The organism is Pirellulimonas nuda, assembly GCF_007750855.1.
Classification (GTDB): Bacteria; Planctomycetota; Planctomycetia; order Pirellulales; family Lacipirellulaceae; genus Pirellulimonas; species Pirellulimonas nuda.
The window spans coordinates 4,959,199-4,981,350 of sequence record NZ_CP036291.1; the positions used below are offsets into that span (position 1 = coordinate 4,959,199).

Genomic DNA, 22,152 nt, shown 5'->3' on the forward strand with positions numbered 1-22,152 from the left:
CCCACAATCCGACTGTCCGGCGTGTTAGTATCGTAGCGTTTGATCGCCCGGTAATCCTCGGTCAGTGACGCTCATGCCGCACTTCTTTGGCGACGCGGGTTCAACCACGACACCCCAGCAAGCAGCTCATCGGCCGGTGCTGACGGCTCTTGTCACGGCCGTTCTGGCTGTCGGTGGCGGCCCTGCGACGGCCCAGAACGCGTTCCGGTTTCAACAGGTCGCGATCACCGGGCAGACGGCGCCGGGCGTCACCGGCGAGGAGGAGTACGCACGCTTCGGAGGCCTTGTCCTTAACCAGCGGGGCGACGTCGCGTTCGCGGCCGCGCTGCAAACCGGGGACGGCCCCAACGCGGTCGTGGTGAACAGTGAGAACGGAAGCGCGATCTTTGGGCCGGCGCCCGACAACGGATTCGCGCTCGGCTTGCTTGCCCGGGAAGACCAGCCGGCGCCGGGGGTGAGCGACGCAGCGGAGTTCGATCGGCTCGGCGAGATCGTGCTGAACGATGTCGGTCAGGCCGCCTTCGAGGCCCGGCTCCGACGCGGGCCGGGGGGCGGTTTCGTCGGCACGCCCAACGACGACGCGGTTTTTGGACCGGCGATCACGGGCTCAGGATTCATCCAAGTCGCCCGTGAGAACGAGCCGGCGCCGGGAGTGAGCGACGGGGCGGAGTTCGACGACTTCAACTTGCGTGGCTTGACCACCGCGGGGGTGGTCGCGTTCGCGGCCGAGCTGCGGCGGGGAGACCCGCCGGGTGCGGGGCCGGTCGGCGAAACCAACAATGACGCGATCTTCGGGCAGACGGGCGGGTCGTCGGCACCGACGCTCCTGGCCCGAGAAGACGCGCTCGCGCCGGGCACGGGCGACGCCGCCGAGTTCGACATGTTCGTGTCTCGGAGTCCGGCCTTCAACGCCACGGGGGGCGTTGCGTTCGCCGCCTTTTTGCGTACGGGTGACGGGCCGGTCGTGAGTGACTCCGAGGACGCGGCGCTCTTCGCCTCGGCGGGTGGGCCGCAAGGCCTGCAACTCGTCGCGCGGGAGGGGCAGCAGCCCGTGGGGATCGGCGACGGCGCCGTCTACAACGACTTCGGGGTCCCGGTGATCAACTCCTCAGCGGACGTCGCGTTCGTTGCGTCGTTGCGCACCGACGGCAGTCTCTTCGACGAGAACGGCTTCAACGACCGGGCCTTGTTCGGCCCGGTGGACGGGGCAGGATCGGATTTAGGGCTGCTGGCCCGCGCGGGCGACCCCGCGCCCGGTGTGAGCGACGGCGCGGTGTTCAGCGTCTTCAACCCGAAGCTCAACGACGCCGGTCAGGTGGCGTTCGAAGCCACTCTGAGGACCGGACGGGGCTTCGGCGCGACGGTGGTGGATGGTTCTAACGCCCAAGCGCTTTTCGGGCCAACGGGTGACGCCGACTCCCCCTTCGCGCTGATCGCACGCGAGGGCGAAGTCGCTCCCGGCGTGTCGGACGGCGCGGTGTTCGACGGTTTCAGCACGTCGGCACTGAACGCGGAAGGGGACTTGGCGTTCCTCGCCCTGTTGCGGGCGGGGGCCGACCCTGGGGCATTCGGCACGGGGCTTGGGCTGTTTGCTTATGTCGACGGGGAGCTCGATTTGATCCTCCGGAACGGCGACTCCTTCGGCGTTCTTTCGCCGGACATCAACGGGATCGAGACGCGCGTGATCGAGCGGATTCAATACTCGCCCACGTCGTTGACAAACAACTTCAACGGCTCGGGGACGTTACTCGTGCTGCTGGAGTTTACCGACGGCACGGAAGGCGTCTTCACCGTGGACCTCACCCGAATTCCCGAGCCGTCCGCGCTATCGGTCGCACTTGTCGCGTTGGTGGCTTGCTGTGGCTCAAAAGGGCAGCCGAGGCCTTAAAAAAACGCGGCCATCTAGGGTCCTAAGGACTGCACTAAGACGGGGCCTTGTCGAACAAACGCTAGAAACGCTGCGTAGATCGGTTCCGGACGGAGTCCCTTCTGTATTCAGACCGACGGAGCGAACGATGACGCAGCCTGCTAGCAAGCCGAGGAAGCTCGCCTACAAGGTAACGAACTGGCGGGACTACAACGAGTCGTTGGTAAGGCGGGGAGACATCACCTTCTGGTTTGATGACGCGGTGATCGATGCCTGGGAGCACGAGAACGACCGGAAGAAGGTCGGCCGGCCGTTCCTCTATAGCGATGTGGCGGTCGAAACGCTGCTGATGATCCGTGAGCTATTCCGCCTGCCGTACCGGCAGACGGAAGGCTTCGGGCGGGCTCTCGCGAAACTGATGCAGGCCGAGGTGGCGATCCCCGACTACACCTCGCTGCAGAAGCGAGCGGCCAAGCTGGGGGTCTCGATCGACGTGCGTGCGACCACGGGACCGATCGACGTGGTGGTCGACAGCACGGGGCTCAAGGTCTACGGCGAGGGGGAGTGGAAAGTGAAGAAGCACGGGGTCGGCAAGCGTCGCACATGGCGGAAGGTGCACCTCGCCGTCGATCCCGCCACCCACACCATCGTCGCCCAGGTCGTGACGGGCGCCGACACCCACGACGGCGATGCGGTCGAGCCGCTGTTGGAGCAAGTCGAAGCCGAAGTCCAGACGTTTTACGGCGACGGCGCCTACGACCAGTGGAAAGTGCGTAACTACCTCCAAGGGGAGTCGATCCACCAAGTGATCCCGCCGCGCAAGAACGCCAAGATCAAGCAGCACGGCAACGCGTCGGCCGAGCCGCTGGAACGCGACGAGTGCCTTCGGCAGATCCGCCGCGACGGCAAGAAAGCGTGGAAAGAATCGATCGGCTACCACCGACGCAGCCTGGGTGAAACCGCCATGTTTCGACTCAAGACGAACTTCGGCGACCGCCTGAAGAACCGGACGCTCGCTAATCAGGCGACCGAGGTCGCACTCCGCTGCAAACTGCTCAACGTTTTCGTCACCCTTGGCATGCCGTTGTTCGCATGGGGTTAGTCAACAAGGCCCTAAGACGGCATCAGAGTATCGGCCAGTCTTCAACTGTGATGTTGGATAGCCTTGCACGGGACTATCTCACCGACTCGCGGTTGCCTCAACTTCGCGGACTTCGACCGTCAGCGAACTTGCGTCGGTGCCCGTCACCTCGGCAGGTTAGCTCGTGCGCGAATCCGCCTCCCAGTTATCGCTTCTACGAAGCCGATCCGGTCGTCGCTAAGTACAAAGGTGTGACCCTCCTGGGGCTCCAAGATCGACGCTCCCGTGTCAGTTGGGAATGGCAGAATCAGCGTCGAAGTTCGCGACAACGCAGTCTCCGTACCACTGCTTTACTCGCTTTCATCGGTAGTGCGTCTCGCCCGTAGTCGGCGACTAAAAAACCCGACGACTGCGACTAATGGGAATCCCACGATCGCAATCGATCCGACGTAGAAGCCCACGTAGTCAAGAGTCGTTTGCGGAGTTGTCGGGTGGTCCATCGCTTCGAGGGCTAGCAGCCAATTAGATATCGGCACCCAGAGAGCCACAAACACCATCACCGTCAGCAAATGCCAAATGCGGAATCTCATCTTCCAGGCTGACTGTTTTCGTGCGGGCTGCAAAGGCAATTTCGAGTCTCCTATATTGAGTGTTCACGCCGCAGCTTTGCCCAATGGTAGCGGGCAGAGGATCGAGAAGCGAATTACGGCTGCCAAACCTGCATCGACCTCGTCGTCCGATGCCAATTTCCGGGGCTCCGGTTAGTGCAAAGGTGTGACCCTCCTGGGCCGCTTAGCGTGAAAAATTGCACCGATCTGGGCGGTACCCTTATTTGCGTTCAATAATGTACCTTATTGACCGAGTGCCACCCTCTAGACCCCTCGTTCGGCGTCCAAAGCAGGGGTTGCGGTCCCGAGACGGCCCAACTTCGCGGTCAATAAGGTCTGAAAAGCCCTAAAGCCCTCGCGGGCTCCAGAGCGGCGTTCTTACGCCCCGCCTGAGTTCGAGGCGGTTACGGCCCCTCAAAACTGTGCGGTCAGCGCCAGACGGATCGTCCGAGTTTGAGCGGTCTAGTGACCCTACATCGGTCCGACATGCTGAGGGCCATTTCGGCGGCCCGGGATTCGCTGAGGTGGAATCAACCTCGCGGAGTTCGGGCTCCGGCGAAGTCCCCGCGGTGGACATCACCTCCCTCAGATCCGCCGCCCGCGTCGTTGCCCGAGCCGGACCATCCGCTGCGGGGGTCGTCCGACAAGAAGCCGCAGCGGTGCTGGAGACCTCTGTAGTTATGCGAACCATTCTGCTCGCCCAAGGATGTGGCTCTCTGATCGCGGCGGCACCACTCAGCTGGTCACGTCGGTGGCGGTTGCCCACGACCGGCCGGAGCCGCTGAGGCCGCAGGTCTGACATAGGGCAGCGATCCCAGGTCCCAAGGGGCCCACACCCCAGCCCACAGACGCATAGCGTCGACCGGCTGCAAAGGGCCCAACCTGCCAGAGCCGTGCCGCTGGCTCGCGGGCGGACCGCCCCTGAACTTGATGCGACGCAACGACGCACGTTCCGTGGCCGCCCTCCGCTAGCCTGAGGTGGGCGGTCGTGGTCTGGGTGGGAGCAGACGGTCGGCCCTACTTCCTGCGCGTCCTAGGCAGAGCATTCGTGGACAGCGGCCCGCGACCTGACGCGAGTGCGGGACCGACACTGTGCTGTTCGGTCCGTTGGGTCGCCCTTCTGGTAGGGTAATCACAGTTAGGCCCGGTCATCCTGTCGGTCTCGACGGGGGGTGGCGCCAACGCGAGCAACCAAAGGCAGCACATGAGCCAGCCGATCCCCGACCAGATGCAGGCCCTCCTGCTGGAAGCCCACCGCGAGGACGTGCTCGAAGCGGTCCGCTCGCTAAAGGTGGTCCAGCGGGCCACCCCCAAGCCGGCCCACGGCCAGGTGCTGGTGAAGATGGACGCCTCCCCCTGCAACCCGTCGGACCTGCTCTTCTTGCAGGGCAAGTACGGGACCGGCAAGACGCTGCCAACCGTGCCCGGCTGGGAGGGCGCCGGGACCGTGGTCGCCAGCGGCGGGGGCCTGCTCGCCTGGTGGCTGCAAGGCAAGCGTGTGGCGTGCGGCAACCAGGACGACCGCGACGGCGCCTGGGCCCAGTACATGGCGGCCAACGCCGCGGAGTGCATCCCGCTCAAGCAGGGGCTCACCCTGGAGCAAGGCGCCACGCTAATCATCAACCCGCTGACCGCGGTCGGGCTGCTCGCTACGGCACGCAAGGAGGGCCACGCCGCGGCGGTGCAGACCGCCGGGGCGAGCCAGGTCGGCCGGATGGTGGTCCGCTTGGCTCGCGAGGCGGGCTACCCGCTAATCTCGGTGGTCCGCCGCGACGCCCAGGTAGAGCTGCTCCGAAAGGAGGGCGCCGAGCACGTACTCAATTCGTCGGACCCGGACTTCGCAGCGCAGCTGACGTCCCTGTGCGCCCGGCTTAAGGCGACCGCGGCGTTCGAAGCCGTAGCAGGGGACCTGACGGGCATAGCGCTCAACGCCATGCCGCGTGGAGCGACGGCCTACGTCTACGGCGGGCTCTCCGAGACGGCGTGCGGAGGTGTTGACCCGCTGGGGCTGATCTTCGAGGACAAGCAGCTGCGGGGTTTCTTCCTGGGGGCCTGGCTGAAGCAGCAGGGCGCCCTGGGGATCCTCCGTGCCGCGGGACGGGCGCAGAAGCTGATCATCGAGGGGCAGATCGGCACCCAGGTTCAGCGCCGCGTAGGTCTCGATGGCGCCGTAGAGGGGCTCGAGCACTACGCCCAGAACATGACCGACGGGAAGGTGCTGATCACGCCCAATGGATAGAGAGTGGGTGGGGGATGAGCCGGCACGCCCGAGATGTGCGCCTCTTCGGGGCAACTGCCGGCGTTTGGGGCGCTAACTAGCCAGCGGCTTGGCGTCGACGGAGAGACGGGCCTCCCCAGGCACTCGCCACAGGCCCCCACGCGCCCGCTGGGGCGCACTAGGGCCCCCGCGCGACTGGGAGGGCCCTAAGCCGGCCCAACGCGCCTACGCGCGCAGCGCGTTCTGGGCGCACGTGGCCGAAACGACGCCCACAAGAGCGTGGTGTCATCGAGCAGCTCCTCGCAGCCCTGGTCCACTCACCGCGACCGGCAAGCCCTGGCCGACTGCATCGCCTGGAGCCCAGCACCAGGTCTCCTGCCGCTCAACGCCTGGCTTTGCTGTTCTCCTGGATTCTTAGGCAGCGGGGGAACTACCATGACCCCCGGAGCGTCCGACGCTGGGGCGACCCCCTACTCGGCTCATCGATTCACTTCCGGAGACTACTGGGATGACGCGACCCCTCACGCTGACCCTGCTGCTGCTCTACGCGTACTCGCCGAATAGTGCGACCGCCCAGGACGACGAAAAAGTCGACGCCGACCGCCTCACCGACGGAGATGTGACCGAGGTCACCGTCTACCAGGGTCAGGCGCTGGTCACGCGCTCGGTGACGCTGCCGGGCGACCAGACGGGGCTGCAGGAGGTGGTAGTGACCAACCTGCCGGCGTTGATTTTGCCCGAAAGCCTGTACGCCGAGCCTGGCGAGGGCCTGGAGATCCGCTCGGTCCGCTACCGCACCCGCCCCGTTGAGCAGGACGTCCGTGCCGAGGTCCGCGAGCTCGACGAGCAGCTCCAGGAGCTGCGGGACGAGCTCTCGGCGGTCGAGCGGGAGCAGAAGCTGCTGGCCGATCGCACCAAGTACCTGAACAGCCTCGAGGGCTTTACGGCAGGCACCGCCAAGAACGAGCTGGAGCACGGCGTGCTGAACGCCGAGACGCTGACCAGCCTGACCGAGCTGATCTTCTCGCGGCGGGAGCAGGTAGCGGCCGAAGAGTTGGAGCTCGCCAAGTCGCAACGGGGGCTGAACGAAGAGATCAACCTAGCGACCCGCAAACGCCAGAACATCACCAGCGGCTCCGCGACCACGGTCCGCGAGGCGGTGGTTTTTGTCGACGCCCAGGAGGCGGGCGCCTCGCTGCGGCTGCGTTACTTGGTGGCGGGCGCGGGCTGGAGCCCGTCCTACAACCTGCGGGCGGGGACCGACCGCAAGCAGGTGACCGTGGAGTACAACGCCCAGGTGCAGCAGATGAGTGGCGAGGACTGGACCGACGTGGCGATGACGTTGTCGACCGCCACGCCGTCGCTGGTTGCCGAGCCCCCCAAGCTCGACCCGCTGGCGATCCGCCTGGGAGACAGCCCCGCGAGCGGCGGCCCAAAGGTCGCCGTTGGCGCCGAGGAATACAGCCGCCTCAAGCGGCAGCTCGACGAGAGCCGTGACAAGCTGTCCGACGTTCGCAACCGGCTGGGCGAGCTCAACGCCGCGGTGGCTCATACGCCTGCATCGGAGCCGCAGCAGCAGCAACCGCTTGAGGCGCCCGCCTTCGCCGCGGACTCAAGTATGCCGTATCGGCAAGGTTCATTTGACCACTCTGTCCAACAATCTGGGCAACCGTACGGCGGTATGGGGGGCGACGGGCAAGCAGCCGGTCGTCAGTCGTTTCAAGTCGGGTTCGGCGTCAACGGCGACGCCGGCCTCAATTACTTCGCCAACGAGTCGCAGATCCTAGACTTCAACGCCGAGGGTATCGTCGCGAAATCGAAAGACTCTCGAGGATCACAGCCTCCCGCCGAAGGGGTGAGCGTCAGCTACAAGCTAGCGGGACGCACTTCGCTCCCCAGCCGCAGCGACCGGCAGCTGATCCAGATCGCCCGGCTGCCGCTCAAGGGGGACTTCTACCGTCTGGCGACACCGGTGCTTACCGGCTACGTCTACGAAGAAGCCAAGCTCACCAACACGGGCGACGTGGTGCTGCTTGCCGGCCCCGCCTCGACCTTTTTGGGCGACGAGTTCGTGGGCCGCGGCGCGGTGCCGACCGTGGCCGCGGGAGAGTCGTTCACCGTGGGGCTGGGGATCGACGCATCGCTCAGAGCGGGTCGTGAGCTCGTGAGCAAGGAAGAAACCATCCAGGGGGGGAACCGGATCGTCGACTTTGTCTACCGGCTCACGGTAGAAAACTTCGCGGGCGAGGAGGCCCAGGTACGGCTGGTCGACCGCATCCCCACCGTTGCGGAAGACGACATCAAGATCACGCTGGTCGACCCCGGCAAGAAGCTGGCCGACTACCCCGACCAGGCCGCCGAGCGCAAGCTGGGCCTGCTGCGGTGGGACCTCGAAGCCCCGGCCGGCTCAACCGGCGCCGACAGCGCCGCGGTGGAATACACGCTGCGTGTGGAGTACGACAAGGAGCTGTCGATCGTCGGGATGCCCGCCAAACGCTAGGCGCCCGCGGCGAGTGCCGCCCATTGGGGCCACCCGAGGCATGCCGGCGTCCATCAGCGAGTGGCGCCGAGTGGCGAGCGGGTTGTGGACTCAACAAGAGGCCGCCAGAGGCCCCCACGCGCCCGCTGGGGCGCACTTGGGCCCAAGGGCGGCTGGGAGGGCGCCTCCGCGGCCCAACGCGCCTACGCGCGCGCAGCGCGTTGTGGGCGCACGTGGCGTTCCGCGTGAACGGTGTGCGGTCCTCTGAGGTCGGGTGTGGAGGAGAGGGACATCCGCCCCCCCCCCCCCCCCCCCCACTCACAGCGTTGCGGGCGTCCTAGGACATTCTCCCGTGGCCCAACTCCTCCCGCGATCTGGTGCGAGGAGGTGTGGCGCCTGAGTCTCCGTAGCGCCCAATGGGCTATCTTCAGTTCCATTGACCAGCGACGCCCGAGCCCGCGGCGAATCACCGCTCCAAGTCGCCCCCAACACGACAGCCTCACGGATACCATTTCTGGGGGGCGTACACCGCGTGGAGAGTTACTTGCCGGGCGGCAGGCGTCTGTGGCGCCCTCAAGCGGCGGTTGACGCTTGGCAGGTCGAACTTCTCCGGGTTAAACGGGATACCGTAATACTGACCGTTGTAGGTCCGGTGGTTCCGCCTGGCGTAAACGTAGTCCGCGTGCTGATTGGCATTGTGACACTCCTTCATTGGGGCTGCGCCCTGTCCACCCAGGCATCGCGGATAGGTCGCCCTCCGATCGACCGCGGGCGAGCCCTCGAACCGCACCTCGTGTAGTGACATCGTGTAGCGACCGCGATAGTAGCGCCAGTCCGCCGGGACCGGCGACTCACGGAAGAGCTCGAGCAGGGTCGTCCGCGATTCGTCGCGGAAGTTTTCGTAGAATTGCAGGTCGTAGCCGATCTCGTCCTCGGGGTCGTGCGTGACGTAGGTCCGGCCGTCGATCTCGAACCGGTGCTGCGTGGGGCGCGCCCAGCCGATTGCGGCCGCGAAGTGCAGGTCGAGCGTTTCCAAGGTGCAGTCCTTCACTTGGATCCGCCGCCAGATTGTGGGGAACTCCCCTCGCAGCATGACCACGAACTCGAACACCCGCTGCCGTTTCCAGGCGGCCTCGATCCGGGATAATGCATAAGCTTGCCCACAGTCTAACTCCTCGATGAGCCCGGCCATGTCCCGCAGCTCGAAGAGGGCATCAACCACGTCGGGGTCGTCTTTGTCACCCGGTCGTTGACCCAACTCGACCGCGACGGCGTAGAGCTGCTCGAACTCCTTGCGGGTGACGCCGATCGTCTGGACCCCGTCCCCGGCGTCCCGCAGGCGCCGCTTGACCCCAGGCCTCACGGCTTGGTTGTCGAGGAAGGGCTTCCGCTGCTCCGGGGAGAGCTTGATCGGGAGGACCAGTTCGGACGGTCTCTTGGGCGGGTTTGGGGTGTCTTTCTTCTTTTTGCGTGACATCGAAACGCTCCTGAGTAATTAGAACTCCAATGAAAACACGAACGAGAACGTGAAGAACACGGACGAGCGACGCGGCCGCTCGCCCACGTGAACGCGGCGGCGACCTTTTCACGCCAAACCGAGCCGGACGTACGCCGGCACGGCGACGGGCTCAGGGGGGGATGTGTGGGTCATGGAGTAGTTGCGTGGTTTCTTCTTGCGGGGGGCACGAATTCGACTGACTGCGTGATGCCTTGGTTGTCCGCGGTAGAACGGGCTTACCAGCGTCCAGAATCGTGACTCGGGGAGCCTTGGTGGAAGACAGCTCGACCTCCAGCAGGCCGGCGCCCTTGAGTGCGTTAATCGCTGCCTTGCGTCCATTGCGGGACTTGATGCCAAACCGCTGGCAGTGGTCCATGGTTAGCTTCACCGGGTTGTCGCCGGTGAGTCCGAACCGCCACCAGAGTGCGAGTCCAACAGCCAGCGCCTTACCGGGGAGGGACGCAGCGGTATTAACCCAAAGCAGGGGCAGGGGTCCCTTGATGAAAGGGGCCGTCTGGCGCTTCGTTGGGCTGTTCTCCGAAACAGCGCGGAGGACATCTTCTATCCCGCCAAACATATCCCTACCCCTACCTTTTACTTCTAAGACTTTCACAAAGACTTATTAAGAGACTTATAAAGAGAGACCCCGGTGTGCATGGCACGCACGCTTACCGTCCCCGGCGTGCACGCTAACCGTCCCCGGCACGCACGCTAACCGTCCCTGGCGTGCACGGTGGCACGCCGTCCAGGTCGTCCAAAATCGCCGTAACGGAACCCCACAGCGCCCCCCCCTTCTCACTTCGATAACGCTCGGGGTAGGTGATGGTCTCCGCGTCGGTCGTTAGGTCGAACCCGTCCAACACTAAACGGCTTGCACGCGCCATAGCGTCCCGAGTCGCGGACACGACCTCCTGGATCGATTTCGTGGGGCCCTCCACTAGCAGGGCGTCATGCACTGGGGCGACGACGCTGATGCCCGCCTCCGTCGCCAGGATGCATGCCAGTCGGAGCATCTCGGCGCCGGCCGCCTGCATGGGCCAGTTCATCAGCGAACGAGGGTTGGGCTCACCGCGGACGTGCAGGGTCCACCCATGCGTCGAATGGATCGAACGGTTTAGGATGGCGTGATCTACCACAGCCTCACTCCACTTCCAGAACACGGGATAGGCCTCGCGGTGACGGTCCAAGAGGTCCTGCGCATACGCTGTCGGCCTCCTGATCCGGGATGCCAAGGACTGGGCCGACATCCCGTAGTTGACGCCCAGCACCGCAGCTTTGCAGAGGTCCCTCACCGCCCCGTGGGACTGCTTGGTGGCGTCCGCCGGAGCCAGGCCGGCCTGAACCGCGAAAGCCAAATACGGGTCCCCAGACCGGTAGGCCGCCATTAGGGCCGGGTCCCCCGACAACGCTCCCGCGATGCCCAGCTCTTGCTGCCCCCAGTCGACATAGGCGAGTGCGCGGCCCTCAGCGGGCTTGATCACGGAACGTAGCCAGCCGGACAGACCGAACACGAAGCCGGCGGTGCTGGGCGCGTTCCTCCCCGTCTTGGCGGCGAGGGGCGACAGCATGCACCGGGCGCGGCCATCGGCCCCGACGCCAAGGTCGAACAGATTCATCTGGCCAACAGAGGTCCTTAGCTGACGCAGAGGCTCCAGCTCAGGGTGGATGGCCGCCTGGTCCTTGAACGTGTCCTTATCGACCGCCAGTCGGCCGCAGTCGGTACGGGGCCAGTCGTACCGCCTCTCGGCCAGCCAGCTCCCGAACCTATCCAACTTGAAAGTTTTACCGTCGTAGAATCCAAAGCCCTGATCCACTTCGGCGATCAGGCGGAGCTTCACCGCCTCCCAGTGGGTCCGCAGTCGTCCGAGCGTCTCGACGTCGATTGGGATTCCCGCGTGCTCCATCTTGGCCACAGCCGCCATGTAACGCCCCCGCAGCAGCGCACGGGGCAGGTCGATGGTGGGCAGCATCTTCGGCCACAGCTCCACCAGCGCACGCACGTCCGACTCGCAGTAGTCGAGCAGCGACTCCATCTCGGCGTCCGTGTACGGGCCTCCACGCATCGCCAGGGCCCGCATCCCGATCTTCTCGGCAGCGGTGATGCCCGCCAGCCCATGCCAGCGCAGCGTCGCCAACAAGCTATTGCCGGGCGTTTCGAGCCCGTTGGTGGCTACCCGGTGCTCCGCGAACAAATCCACGACGTTCGCGGGAAGTGGCCACCCCAAGGCTAGGAAGCAGCCCAGCTCGGCTGGGGCGAAGAAGCATGTAAACAGCACGTTATCGCCTGTGTTGAACGGCGCCCGGTCTAGCGAGCCCAACTCCGCCGCCCCCAGACGCACGGCCGCCCCGGAGACTAGCTCCAGGGCGACCATGCACGTCGGGACAGGCCGCTCACCGGCGTCGGACTTGTACTCGAAGTCCACAGCCCAGGCCTCCGAGTAGGTGGTTGGCATCCTAGGCCTCCCCCATCAGCCGCTGGATGGCGGGGTGGTCTTCGCGGTCGATCACGTGGTCCTTGAGCGCGAGCCCGAACAGTTCCTCCGGGGTGAGTTGGGGCCACGCCGGATCAGGGAGGACCTTCCGGGAACCGATCAGCTTGTAACTGTTGGTGGGCTTGTGGGCGCGGACGCGCACCCACTGCTCCCGCGCAGTTCCCACCGCCTTCAGAGCCGACTCGTGCCACTGGTTGATCGACCCATCATCGGCGTACCCCTTCGCCGGCCAGGCGAAGCAGACCCCTTGGGAGGTGATCCCCAGGAACACGTACCCGCGGATGCACTCATCCTCCAGCAGATGGGCGACGCGGCGGTCCACGACGTACAAGGCCTTTTCGCCCAGGGATTCATCCTCGAACAGTAGCACCTCCATCATCCACGCAGGGTCCGGGTTGACCCGGACGAACCAGTGCTTGTTCGGCTTCTGGAGCGGGACCTTCGACAAGATTTCGTACGTCCCCCCGGTCTGCGTGAAGTCTTGGCTGAGGCGCAGGGTTTCGAGGAACCCGGCGCCGGCGGTGTCCACCTTCTCAGGAAGTTCGAGGGCTTCGGGCACGGACCCGGGGTTCAGGACGGGGGAAGTCGCCGTGGCGGTGACGATGGAGGTGGTGGTGGAGTCGCCACCTTCCGTGACGGAGGTGGCGACCTCCGGGGCGGGGCTGTCGGACTTGTTCGCAGAGCTCATAATTAAGTTCCTGATTCGCTCCCGGTGCTGTGCAGCGGGGGCAGGGTTGAAGAAAGCTGAAGGGAAGGCTTCTCGTCCCAGTGACGTACCGGGGCGGGACCAAGCGCCACCCGAGAAATGAACGCCCCCATGCCGCGGGCCGCGAGCGGCGCCGGGGGCGAGGGACAACTACGCGCTCGCGTCCGCGTCGGTGGAAAGCCGGTTGACGAACTCCAGCACCGCTGCGACGGTAGTTTTGGGTCGGCCGCCGACGTAGGCGACGGGCAATTTCGCCCCCCCCACGCCGCGCCGCGTCCAGCGCGTGCACGTCGATCCGTGGGGGCGGTATCCGATCGCCCGCTCGATGGCGGTTGCGACGGGCAGAAGCTGGTCGCCGGCAGAAACAGGAAGCATTAGGAAGCCTCACTTACGGGGGGTGGGATTTACCAACCCGAGAAGTGTGATGGGCTTCTAGCGTCGCCGTGGCGGACGCTATGCAAAATGCACAACTAAAGTAGAACGCTTAGCGTAGCACACGCTTATTGCGGATGGTTTCCGCACTCAGGTTGACGCTGCGATCGATGCCGGTGAAATCACCCGTAGATAGCTCGTAAGCTATTTCGATTGCTGCAGCTTTCTTGTTCGACGTTCGGGCGCGGCGATTCCGTTCAGTGACAACAAGTTGCCACTCTTGTGGGTATAGCTTGGCGGTGGCCCTGCCCCCACTACTTCGCGCATCACAAGTGGTTGCCCCGGTCACGAGCATTGGCTGAGAAGGGCGCCACTCCGCCCGTTCGCACGTCGCGCCAAAAGCCAAAGACCACTTCCACAACTCGGCCAACGCCTTTGCAGACTGATGCGAGCCGTCCCAAATTGTCGTCATTAGTCTCGTGCAATTATCAAGAGACTTCTTTGCTCCCAGTAGGTCCTGCAGCTGGGAGTGCGCGGCACTTAGAGTCTCGCCGTCTGGTATTTCTTGGTGGTTAAGCTGCCTAAGCAGATCTGCGATTTCATTGTTAATGTCCGTTAGGGCTTCGGGGAACGAAAAGGGATTCTCAATCTCCACGTCCGATAGGTCCCCCCCCGAGGCTGCATGCCGCAAGTACTGGGGGTCGCCCGCATACTGGTTAGGCAAGAGTGGCTTTCCGTCTGGGCGGTAACGCTCTTCAGGCATCAGTCTATCCTCGATTGCACCGAGCCCGACCCCCCCCCCCCCCCGGATGCAAGGCGGAGGTGCGATTGTCGACGCCCTCTCATTCAATCGCGCGTACAGTGGCCGCCCCGAGAGCAGCATTAGTTTCAGCATAGAGCTGGGTGACATCCGCCCGACTGTGTCCCAGCAGCACCTGCGCTGCCTCAAGCCCAAAGGCCGCGCGGACCTGCGTAGCGAATGCGTGCCGCAGCTGATTCGGGAACCATGGCGGTACGCCCGCACGCTCGGCGGCGCGACGAATCGACCTCCCGTAGCTTGCAGTATCGTAGCGGCGTTGGGCCACGGGTTTCGGAGACCACCGCTCGGGGCGGAAGCAGTACTCCGTCGGCGTACGAAAGAGGTACGGAGTGAGTAGCGTCTGACTGGCGGCGTTCAAGAAGACTATGCGCCCCGTGCCGTGGTGCTCGCATTTGTGTGTGGAGGGTCGGTAGAGCCACACCTCGCCGGTGCGGTCGAGGTCGCACGGTCGGAGCAGCACGACCTCGCCGGGGCGCATGCCCGTCTTCAACTGGAGCCGCACCATCGTCGCAACGGCCGGCAGCAGTTCCAGAAGCGTCGCGTCAACAACGGCCTGGTCCACCGGGAGTATTGGGGCGGGCTCGGATGCGGTGGTGCGTCCGCGACGCAGCCCGGGAAGCAGCACGAGCGCCTGAGCGACCGCTGCGGGGATAAGCTCTTCAACCGCCGCCCACTTGAAGACGCGGACGATGCGGTTCTGGTACTTGTTCACGGTCGGTCGGGCGAGCCCGGCGCTCGCCATCCGCTCTTGAGTGGCCCGCATGTCGGTCACCCGGAAAGCGGCGGCGGGCAGGTCGCGATAGGGACCAAGATGCCGTAGTGCCGCGTCGATGATTGCGATCTCGCTGGTCGCCTTACCGCTCTTGCGGTAGTAGCCAGACGCGTACCTTGCGTACGCATTGACGACTTCGCCGATGGTCACCGCGCGGACCGGGAGAGTCCCGCCGGGCTGCTGAGGCGGCGTTGGCTCGCAGCCTGCCATCAGATCGGCCGCGATCCGGGCATAGGCTTGGCGGCTCTCCGGAGAGCCGTATTCGCCCAAGTAGATGCTGCGCTGCTTGACCTTGACCACGGCCCGGCCGCTGGGCTTATGGAGAGAATACGCGGGGACAGAGGGAGAGCGTGCCATGGCGATTCCTTCCTAGGGTACGAATTACCCTAGAATTTCGCTTACAGGCAGCTCTGCCCACTGTGGACAGGTATCGGAACTCTCGATCGCCTAAGTACTTACGCTAAGTGGGCACGACAGAACTCGAATCTGTGACCTCTTGCATGTCAAGCAAGCGCTCTAACCAACTGAGCTACGCGCCCTCGAACCGGCTCGCTGCCCTTAGTACTGGGGCTTAGCCGGGCTACGTAAGGTAGCATTTTCATCCATTCCCGCAACCCGCCCCCGGGGTTCGAAGGCAATTCGAAGCGGACCCGGCTTGCGAAGAATGAGAATTGCCGGTGTAATTCGTGTTGGTAGCGCGGTGGTCGGCGGCAAGGAGCCGCGGCGAGCGCTGGACGGAGCCCATTGTTGTGAGCCGAGCGATGACGCGAATTGCTGCTGGGGTACGGCCCGACCTGCCCACCCGCCGAACCGCAGACAAGTGGCGGGGAGTCATCTATTACGGCGAAGTCTTCGGCTTTTTAGCCGCCTGGATTGTGGGGGTGATTGTCGCTCTGGCAAATCAGCCGGAGAAGGCCCGCGACGCCGGGGCCCGCGATATGGCTTCCGCCGCGAGCGCTGATTCGCCATCGCGTCAGTAGGCAGGCAGCGCCTCGTCGGTTGAAAGCCGCTGCATGCCTCCGCCTGTTCGGGACGCCTGAGAAGCGTCAGAATCGCTCCAAGTCGACGTTGCTCGAAGCCATCGCCCATCAAGCCCCCTGCATTACAATTTGTGCGGGAAGCTTGAGGATTTCCTCGACGCTAGTTAGAGTCGACGGAGAGAGTAGCTGGGGGGCGAGCAGCGGTTTAGTCACCGGCACGCCCGAGTCTCGATTTGGGGCCGCGGTGGCGGAGTATCTCTATTTTTGGCGCCAGTCGCACGGCACTCTGCGTCCGCTGTCTGATTGCTCGCGGAAAGTCCGGCGGTTGGGGTGTGCGCATCGAGTGCGTTAGTTGGTATCCGTTGCGGATAGTGCTTCTTACTAATTCTTGCCGTCTCTTCGGGACATATTTCGATGCGGACACTCGGCTGGACGGCCTTCTTTCTCGGCTCTCTCTTCTCCTACTTGGGAAGCGCATCGGCAGTAGGCGCGCCGAATATCTTGCTGATCTTGGTCGACGACCAGTCGTGGAACGGCACGTCGGTAAGGATGGACCCCAATAACCCACTCTCAAAGAGCGACTACTATCAAACACCCAACCTCGAAGCGTTAGCGGCGCAGGGGATGCGTTTCAGCGACGCCTACTCCGCAGCGGCACTCTGTTCGCCAACTCGGGCGGCGCTGCTCACTGGTAGGAGCCCGGCTCAGGTGCGGATGACGTCCATCACGGTGCCGGGGTATCTGGGAGAGGCGCACGACGGTTTCGCATTGACCCCTGAACCCTGGGCTGGACTTGAGGTGAGCCAGCCAACACTGCCAAAGCAGGTGCGGGCGGCAGACCCGAACTACTACACCGCCCACGTGGGGAAATGGCACGTCTACCCGGGGGCGACTCAGCTAGGATTCGCTAAGAACAATTCCGGGAGCGCGTGGACTCCAGAAGACCCCGCCGGCGCCTTCGGCTGGGCGAACATCGCGGCTGACTACATGTCCGAAAGCGTGGTCGCCAATAAGCCATTCTTCATTCAGCTCGACCAGTTCGCGGTGCACGCTCCGATCGTTGCCAACCCAGCCACGATCGCGAAGTACCAGGCCCTGCCGCCCGGTCAGATCCACACAGACCCGGTGTACGCTGCGTTCACCGAGGACCTGGACACGAGCATCGGCACTCTGCTGAGCCGCATCGATCAACTCGGCATCGCCGACAACACGTATGTTATTTACGCGTCAGACAATGGCGCCTCGGCGGGCATTTCAAACAATTCACCGCTCTACAGCGGAAAGAACAATCTGTGGGAGGGCGGAATACGCGTACCGCTCATTATCCGCGGACCGGGGATCTCGCCTGGTACGGTGAGCCATGTGCCCACCTCCACCGCCGACCTCTACTCCACAATAAGCGAACTAGCGGGAAACACTTCTCTCCCACTTGGTGTCGAGGGAGCCAGTTTGACCCCGGTGCTATTCAACAACGGCTGAGGTGGTGCGGAATTGACGGACAGGTGAGGAGCTTAGAATGGCCGGCGAAAGGATTGCCGCCATGCCACGCAAGAAGCCACAGCCCGCAAAGTCGGGACGCCGCGTATTCACTCCAGAGTTCAAGCAGGAAGCGGTGCAGATGCTGCTGGACGGTCACAAGGCTAGTTCAGTAGCCGAGCGTCTGGGGGTGTCGCACGCCAACGTGCTGTACCGCTGGAAGCGTGAGCTGCTCGCCGAGAGCGGGCCTGTGGCGGGCGCCTTGGAGACGCGTGTCCATGAGCTGGAGGTCGAGCTGCGTCGGGTCGAGCGTGAGCGGGACGTGCTAAAAAAAGCGTTGATTATTTTCGGCCGCAACGAGTAACGGAGGTCTACGCCGCCATGGAAGCGATCGTCGCTATCAACGCCGCGTCGGTGCAGGAGGCCTGCGGCATCTTGGGCGTGAGCCGCAGCGCGTACTACGCTTGGCGTCGGGCCGAGCCGACAACACGTGACGAGCAGGACTCGGAACTGCTGCCCTTGGTGCGTACGGTCTTCCAGAAGCACAGCCGCCGCTACGGGGCGCGTCGGATCGCCGCGGAGCTCAGCGACATGGGCCACGCGTGCGGCCGGCGTCGCGTCGCGAAGCTACTGGAGATGCAGGGCCTGCGGGCAATCCAGCCGAAGTCCTACAAGCCCCGCACCACCGAGAGCCGCCACCGCTTGGGCTACAGCCCCAACCTACTCTTGGAGGCCGAGCAGCCAACGAGCATCAACCAACTATGGGTGGGAGATATTACCTACGTGCCGATCGTCGGCGGGGTGTTCAGCTACCTGGCGACACTGATGGACCGTTTTTCGCGGCGCATCGTCGGCTGGGAGCTCGGCCAAGACATGACCGAACAACTCGTGCTGGCGGCGCTTACCGCCGCGATCCGCTCACGTGGCCCGGGCGCTGGGCTGATCCACCACACCGATCGGGGCGGCCAGTACGCGGGCGCCGAGTACCGGGCCGTGCTGCGACGCGCCGAGATGCGTCAGAGCATGAGCCGCGCCGGAGACTGCTACGACAACGCCTTCATGGAATCTTGCTTCGGGACCTTCAAGACCGAACTCGAAATGACCGAGTACCAAGACCATGCCGAGGCGCGTGGCGAGATCGCCAGCTACGTCGCCTACTACAACCTCGAAAGAAAGCACTCCGCTCTCAGCTACCTCTCTCCCCACCAATTCGAGAACATCAAACGGCCGGCCAATTAAGCTCCTCACCTGTCCGTCAATTCCGCACCACCTCAGGCGAACTTCCAGCGGGCCAAGACTTTCTCGAGAGACAATATGCCGATAAGGGAGCCTTGTTTTTCCACTCGCCACACTACAACGACGCAACGCTGCCGAACCGCAGCGTTCCGAGCTCGGCCGTTCGCTTAGGCGACTACAAGTTGATTTTGGAGTACGGCGGACGCGGACTGCCGGACAAAGTGTACTTATTTGACCTTGCACAAAGCCTCACGGAATCGAACCAACTTAACAGTCCTCTTAACCTAGCCAACCAACTGCCTCAAAAGCGGGACGAAATGCTAGGATTGCTCCGGAACTGGCTGCAGTCAACCGACGCGATACTAGCCTACGACGTGAGCGTTCCGATCCATCTAGATTGGAACGCGGACCACCCCGGCAACAACACCACGCTTTGGGGTGCGCCCCCGGAGATCACGCGTTGGCGATCCCAGACCAACGTTGACGATTACCAGCGAGAACACTGGGTGACCGCCGGGTGGTCAGGCGCCAACACTCCCCGCGTTGCACTGGAATCCCAACCGCACCAACCAGGGCTAGGTTCGCAGGCTTTTCGCTTCACGCCGAACAACCTAATGGTCACGGCGTCGTTCCACGTTGGAGACTCCGGGGACTCCTTCGTGGGCAACCTGCTCCCCGCATCCAAAATCGATCACGACCGTTCTGCGACCTTCGAACTGTGGGTGAAGTTTAAGGACTTGGCGGCAGAGCAAACGCTGTTCGAATCAGGCCATACCACTGAAGGGCTGTCTCTAACGGTCGGCGATGCCGACGCGAACGGACGATTCAACGACCTGCGCTTCCGCGCCCTGGGAGACGACGGACAATCGCTCACCACGACCGTGGCGCTCGACCAGTTCGTCAATCCAACGAGCGAGTTTATCCATATTGTCGGTGTGATCAACGACTCGCCAACGGACCGCTACACCGCTGTGTACGTCAACGGTGCACTCCTCGGTCGGACGAACGGCGTGCTCGGCGCCGCCGGCAGCATCGACTGGGACGGCTACATTAACCAGGGGGACGCGCTAGCCACCATCGGCAAGGTGGCCGCTGCCAATCTAGGCGGCAACAGCGGGCCCGCCGGCACGCGGCCGTTCTCTGGCGGCGGGCTTTCGGCGGACCTCAGCCAGATCCACTTCCGCAATTACGCCCTCTCCGACGCCGAGGTCCGCGGCGAATACAACCTCCGCCTGGCGCCGGTTGGGTGGGGCGTTCTAGCGGCAGGGGGGAACGCGTTTCTGGCTACCGAACGGCCCTCCGACGTGTCACGCGACGTTTTTGAGACCGGCGGCAGCATGACTGTGCTGCACGAGCGGCTCGATACGCTGAAGACTACTTTGGCGGTCGACCTAAAGCCCACGGCGGGCGGCTCTTACGCGATCAATGGAACCGCACTCCCCGGCGGCAATCTATCGCAGGGACAGAAGGTTTCCAGCTACTTGATCCACTTTGACGCACTGGCGAGCGCTGCAACCGGAGTCGTCGAAGGCTCCTTCACGTTCGCCGCGCCTGTGCTCGGGCTCTTGGTGTCTGACGCTTCGCTGACCGCCACCGACAAAGTACTGGGGGCTATTGGCCGCTACAGCCTCTCCGGGAAGGGGCTCGCGATCGACGACCTGGCGACGATTTCTCTCTCCTCCGATCTGCGGACGCTCACCGTGAGCATGACGGCGACCGCCAGCGACTTCTTTGAGTTGCGGGTGCTCACCGCGGCGCCCGGCCTGATCCCTGGGGACTTTGATGGAAACGGGATGGTCGATCAGGCGGATTACCTGCTCTGGAAACGCGACTTCGGCACAAGTTCCTACCTGGCCGATGGCAACGGCGACGGGGTCGTCAACTCCGCGGACTACACGGTCTGGCGCGACCACTTGGGGCAGTCTGTTCCCGGAAGCGCCGCCGCCGCCCTGGCATCGGCGGCTGTTCCTGAGCCGGGCTCACTCGTCCTGCTGGCGCTGGCTCTCGGCGGACTGCGACTGGCTGCTGTCGCACGTTTCCGCGGCGTGGCGCCGGGGGCGGCCTGACTCTAGGCTGCCCGCGTTCAAAGAAACGGGTCAGAGGGGCGCGTCCCTAATTCGGTCGCGCCTCAAGCTGCGAATCGATCTCGTCCCGGGGGTCGCTGGCTTCGCGTTTGCGCAGGTAGAGCTTGATCGGCGTTTCTGGGAAGGGCAGCTCGTCGCGGAAGCGGTTCAGCAGGAAGCGCTGGTACTGCGGCGTGAGCGCGGCGGGCTGGCTGCAGAACAGCACGATCGTGGGGGGTTGCACGCCCACCTGGGTGGCGTAGTAGATCTTGGGGCGGCGGTTCTGGTAGATCGGCGGCGCCTTCTCTTCGATGGCCGCACGCAGCATGCGGTTTAGCTGGCCCGTGCCCACCCGCGAGCGGGACTGCTTGAACAGCATCTGGGCGTGGTTGAGCAGCGCCTTGACGTTCTTGCCGGTCTGGCCGGTGATGAACGCGATCGGGGCGTACCGCATGGTGCGGAATGTGTCGGAGATATAGTTTACCCACTTCTCGGTCGGCATCGTGCCGGCGAGCTGATCCCACTTGTTCACCACGAAGATGCAGGGCTTGTACTCCTGCGAGATGTAGTCGGCTAGCTGCTTGTCGAGCTTGCTGACGCGTTCCGTGCAGTCGAGGAACAGCAGCGACACGTCTGCGCGGCGGATGCTGCGCTGGGCGCGGTGGAAGCCGTAGAAGTCGATGTTGTCGCGGCTCTGGGCGCGGCGGATGCCGGGGGTGTCGATGGCGACGAACGCCTTGTCATCGAGTTCGAAACGCACGTCGACACTGTCGCGGGTGGTGCCCGGGATCTCGCTGACGATCATCCGTTCGGCCTGCACCAGCGAGTTGACGAAGGTGCTCTTGCCGACGTTCCGGCGGCCGACGATAGCGACCTTCATCTCTGGGTCGTCGGTCTCGCCCCCCTCTGCGTCGGCGGCGGGAAGCTGGGCGAGGATGCGGTTGAGCAGCACCGATCGGTTGCGGTTCTGCAGCGTGCTGACCTTGATCGGCCGGCCGTGGCCGAGGCGGAAGAACTCTTCGGCGGCGGCGTCGAAGGTTTCGTCGTCTGTCTTGTTGGCGACGCAAAGGATGGGGGTCTTGAGGTAGCGCAGGCGCCGCGCCACCTCTTGATCAAGCGGCAACACCCCGGAACGGGTGTCGACCACGAACACGATCAGCGACGCGACGTCGATCGCCTGGGTGATCTGGTTCTCGATGTCGTCGGTGAGGTTGTCTGTGTCGATATGGCCCATGCCGCCGGTATCGACTAGCTCAAAAAAGCGATCGTCGTGCTCCATCAGGTAGACGATCCGATCGCGCGTAATCCCTGGGTTGTTGTCGACTACGGAGATACGCCGCCCCGCCAGCCAGTTGAGCAGGCTGCTCTTGCCCACGTTGGGGCGACCGACGATAGCAACCTGAGGGATACCCATGGGGGGGCCTGGGCCTTGCGGCCCGGGGATGGCGGCGGCGCCGCGGGGGTTGGGCCTTGCGGCCCGGGGC

General features: G+C 64.2%; 14 protein-coding genes and 1 tRNA gene. 8 read left to right on the forward strand and 7 right to left on the reverse strand.

Going from position 1 to position 22,152, the window contains the following annotated elements:
• Positions 1 to 73 precede the first annotated feature (73 nt).
• The 4 genes from Pla175_RS19225 to Pla175_RS19245 all read left to right on the forward strand — a co-directional run bounded on the left by Pla175_RS19225 (position 74) and on the right by Pla175_RS19245 (position 8,274).
• Complete coding sequence (locus Pla175_RS19225; RefSeq protein WP_145289090.1) at positions 74 to 1,888, forward strand: DUF7453 family protein; 1,815 nt, start codon at positions 74 to 76, stop codon at positions 1,886 to 1,888.
• 127 nt (positions 1,889 to 2,015) lie between these two features.
• Positions 2,016 to 2,969: an IS5 family transposase gene (locus tag Pla175_RS19230; RefSeq protein ID WP_145289093.1), complete on the forward strand. Its 954-nt coding sequence runs from the start codon at positions 2,016 to 2,018 to the stop codon at positions 2,967 to 2,969.
• Between the two features lie 1,791 nt (positions 2,970 to 4,760).
• On the forward strand, positions 4,761 to 5,795 hold the full coding sequence (locus Pla175_RS19240) for a zinc-binding dehydrogenase (protein ID WP_145289096.1): 1,035 nt from the start codon (positions 4,761 to 4,763) through the stop codon (positions 5,793 to 5,795).
• A gap of 487 nt (positions 5,796 to 6,282) precedes the next feature.
• Entirely contained in the window at positions 6,283 to 8,274 is a 1,992-nt protein-coding gene (locus Pla175_RS19245; RefSeq protein ID WP_145289099.1) for a mucoidy inhibitor MuiA family protein, read from the forward strand.
• Positions 8,275 to 8,752: 478 nt separating this feature from the next.
• Here the strand turns inward: Pla175_RS19245 and Pla175_RS19250 are convergent, their stop codons facing one another.
• From Pla175_RS19250 to Pla175_RS19275, 6 genes are all read right to left on the reverse strand, one after another.
• Entirely contained in the window at positions 8,753 to 9,730 is a 978-nt protein-coding gene (locus Pla175_RS19250; protein ID WP_145289102.1) for a plasmid pRiA4b ORF-3 family protein, read from the reverse strand.
• A gap of 710 nt (positions 9,731 to 10,440) precedes the next feature.
• Positions 10,441 to 12,204, reverse strand: coding sequence for a DNA polymerase (locus Pla175_RS19255; RefSeq protein WP_145289105.1), 1,764 nt, complete (start codon positions 12,202 to 12,204; stop codon positions 10,441 to 10,443).
• Between the two features lies 1 nt (position 12,205).
• On the reverse strand, positions 12,206 to 12,931 hold the full coding sequence (locus tag Pla175_RS26200; RefSeq protein ID WP_197527000.1) for a hypothetical protein: 726 nt from the start codon (positions 12,929 to 12,931) through the stop codon (positions 12,206 to 12,208).
• A 168-nt stretch (positions 12,932 to 13,099) separates the two neighbouring features.
• Positions 13,100 to 13,324, reverse strand: a complete 225-nt coding sequence (locus Pla175_RS19265) for a DUF1580 domain-containing protein (RefSeq protein ID WP_145289109.1) — start codon at positions 13,322 to 13,324, stop codon at positions 13,100 to 13,102.
• An 839-nt stretch (positions 13,325 to 14,163) separates the two neighbouring features.
• The gene (locus Pla175_RS19270; protein ID WP_145289114.1) at positions 14,164 to 15,270 is read right to left on the reverse strand and encodes a tyrosine-type recombinase/integrase; all 1,107 of its coding nucleotides are present in this window, start codon (positions 15,268 to 15,270) and stop codon (positions 14,164 to 14,166) included.
• Positions 15,271 to 15,378: 108 nt separating this feature from the next.
• Positions 15,379 to 15,452: transfer RNA gene (locus tag Pla175_RS19275), tRNA-Val, on the reverse strand.
• A gap of 855 nt (positions 15,453 to 16,307) precedes the next feature.
• Between Pla175_RS19275 and Pla175_RS19285 the strand changes: the two genes are divergently transcribed.
• The 4 genes from Pla175_RS19285 (at position 16,308) to Pla175_RS19300 (ending at position 20,671) form a co-directional block, all read left to right on the forward strand.
• Positions 16,308 to 17,372: a sulfatase-like hydrolase/transferase gene (locus tag Pla175_RS19285; protein WP_145289121.1), complete on the forward strand. Its 1,065-nt coding sequence runs from the start codon at positions 16,308 to 16,310 to the stop codon at positions 17,370 to 17,372.
• 61 nt (positions 17,373 to 17,433) lie between these two features.
• Positions 17,434 to 17,733 (forward strand): transposase, encoded by a 300-nt coding sequence (locus Pla175_RS19290; RefSeq protein WP_231953889.1) that lies wholly within the window; start codon positions 17,434 to 17,436, stop codon positions 17,731 to 17,733.
• A gap of 17 nt (positions 17,734 to 17,750) precedes the next feature.
• Positions 17,751 to 18,608 carry an IS3 family transposase gene (locus Pla175_RS19295; RefSeq protein WP_145285714.1) on the forward strand — a complete coding sequence of 286 codons (858 nt, stop codon included), beginning with the start codon at positions 17,751 to 17,753 and terminating at the stop codon, positions 18,606 to 18,608.
• A gap of 314 nt (positions 18,609 to 18,922) precedes the next feature.
• Entirely contained in the window at positions 18,923 to 20,671 is a 1,749-nt protein-coding gene (locus Pla175_RS19300; protein ID WP_145289124.1) for a LamG-like jellyroll fold domain-containing protein, read from the forward strand.
• A gap of 46 nt (positions 20,672 to 20,717) precedes the next feature.
• Here the strand turns inward: Pla175_RS19300 and der are convergent, their stop codons facing one another.
• Entirely contained in the window at positions 20,718 to 22,082 is a 1,365-nt protein-coding gene (gene der, locus Pla175_RS19305) for a ribosome biogenesis GTPase Der (RefSeq protein ID WP_145289126.1), read from the reverse strand.
• Positions 22,083 to 22,152: the final 70 nt, after the last annotated feature.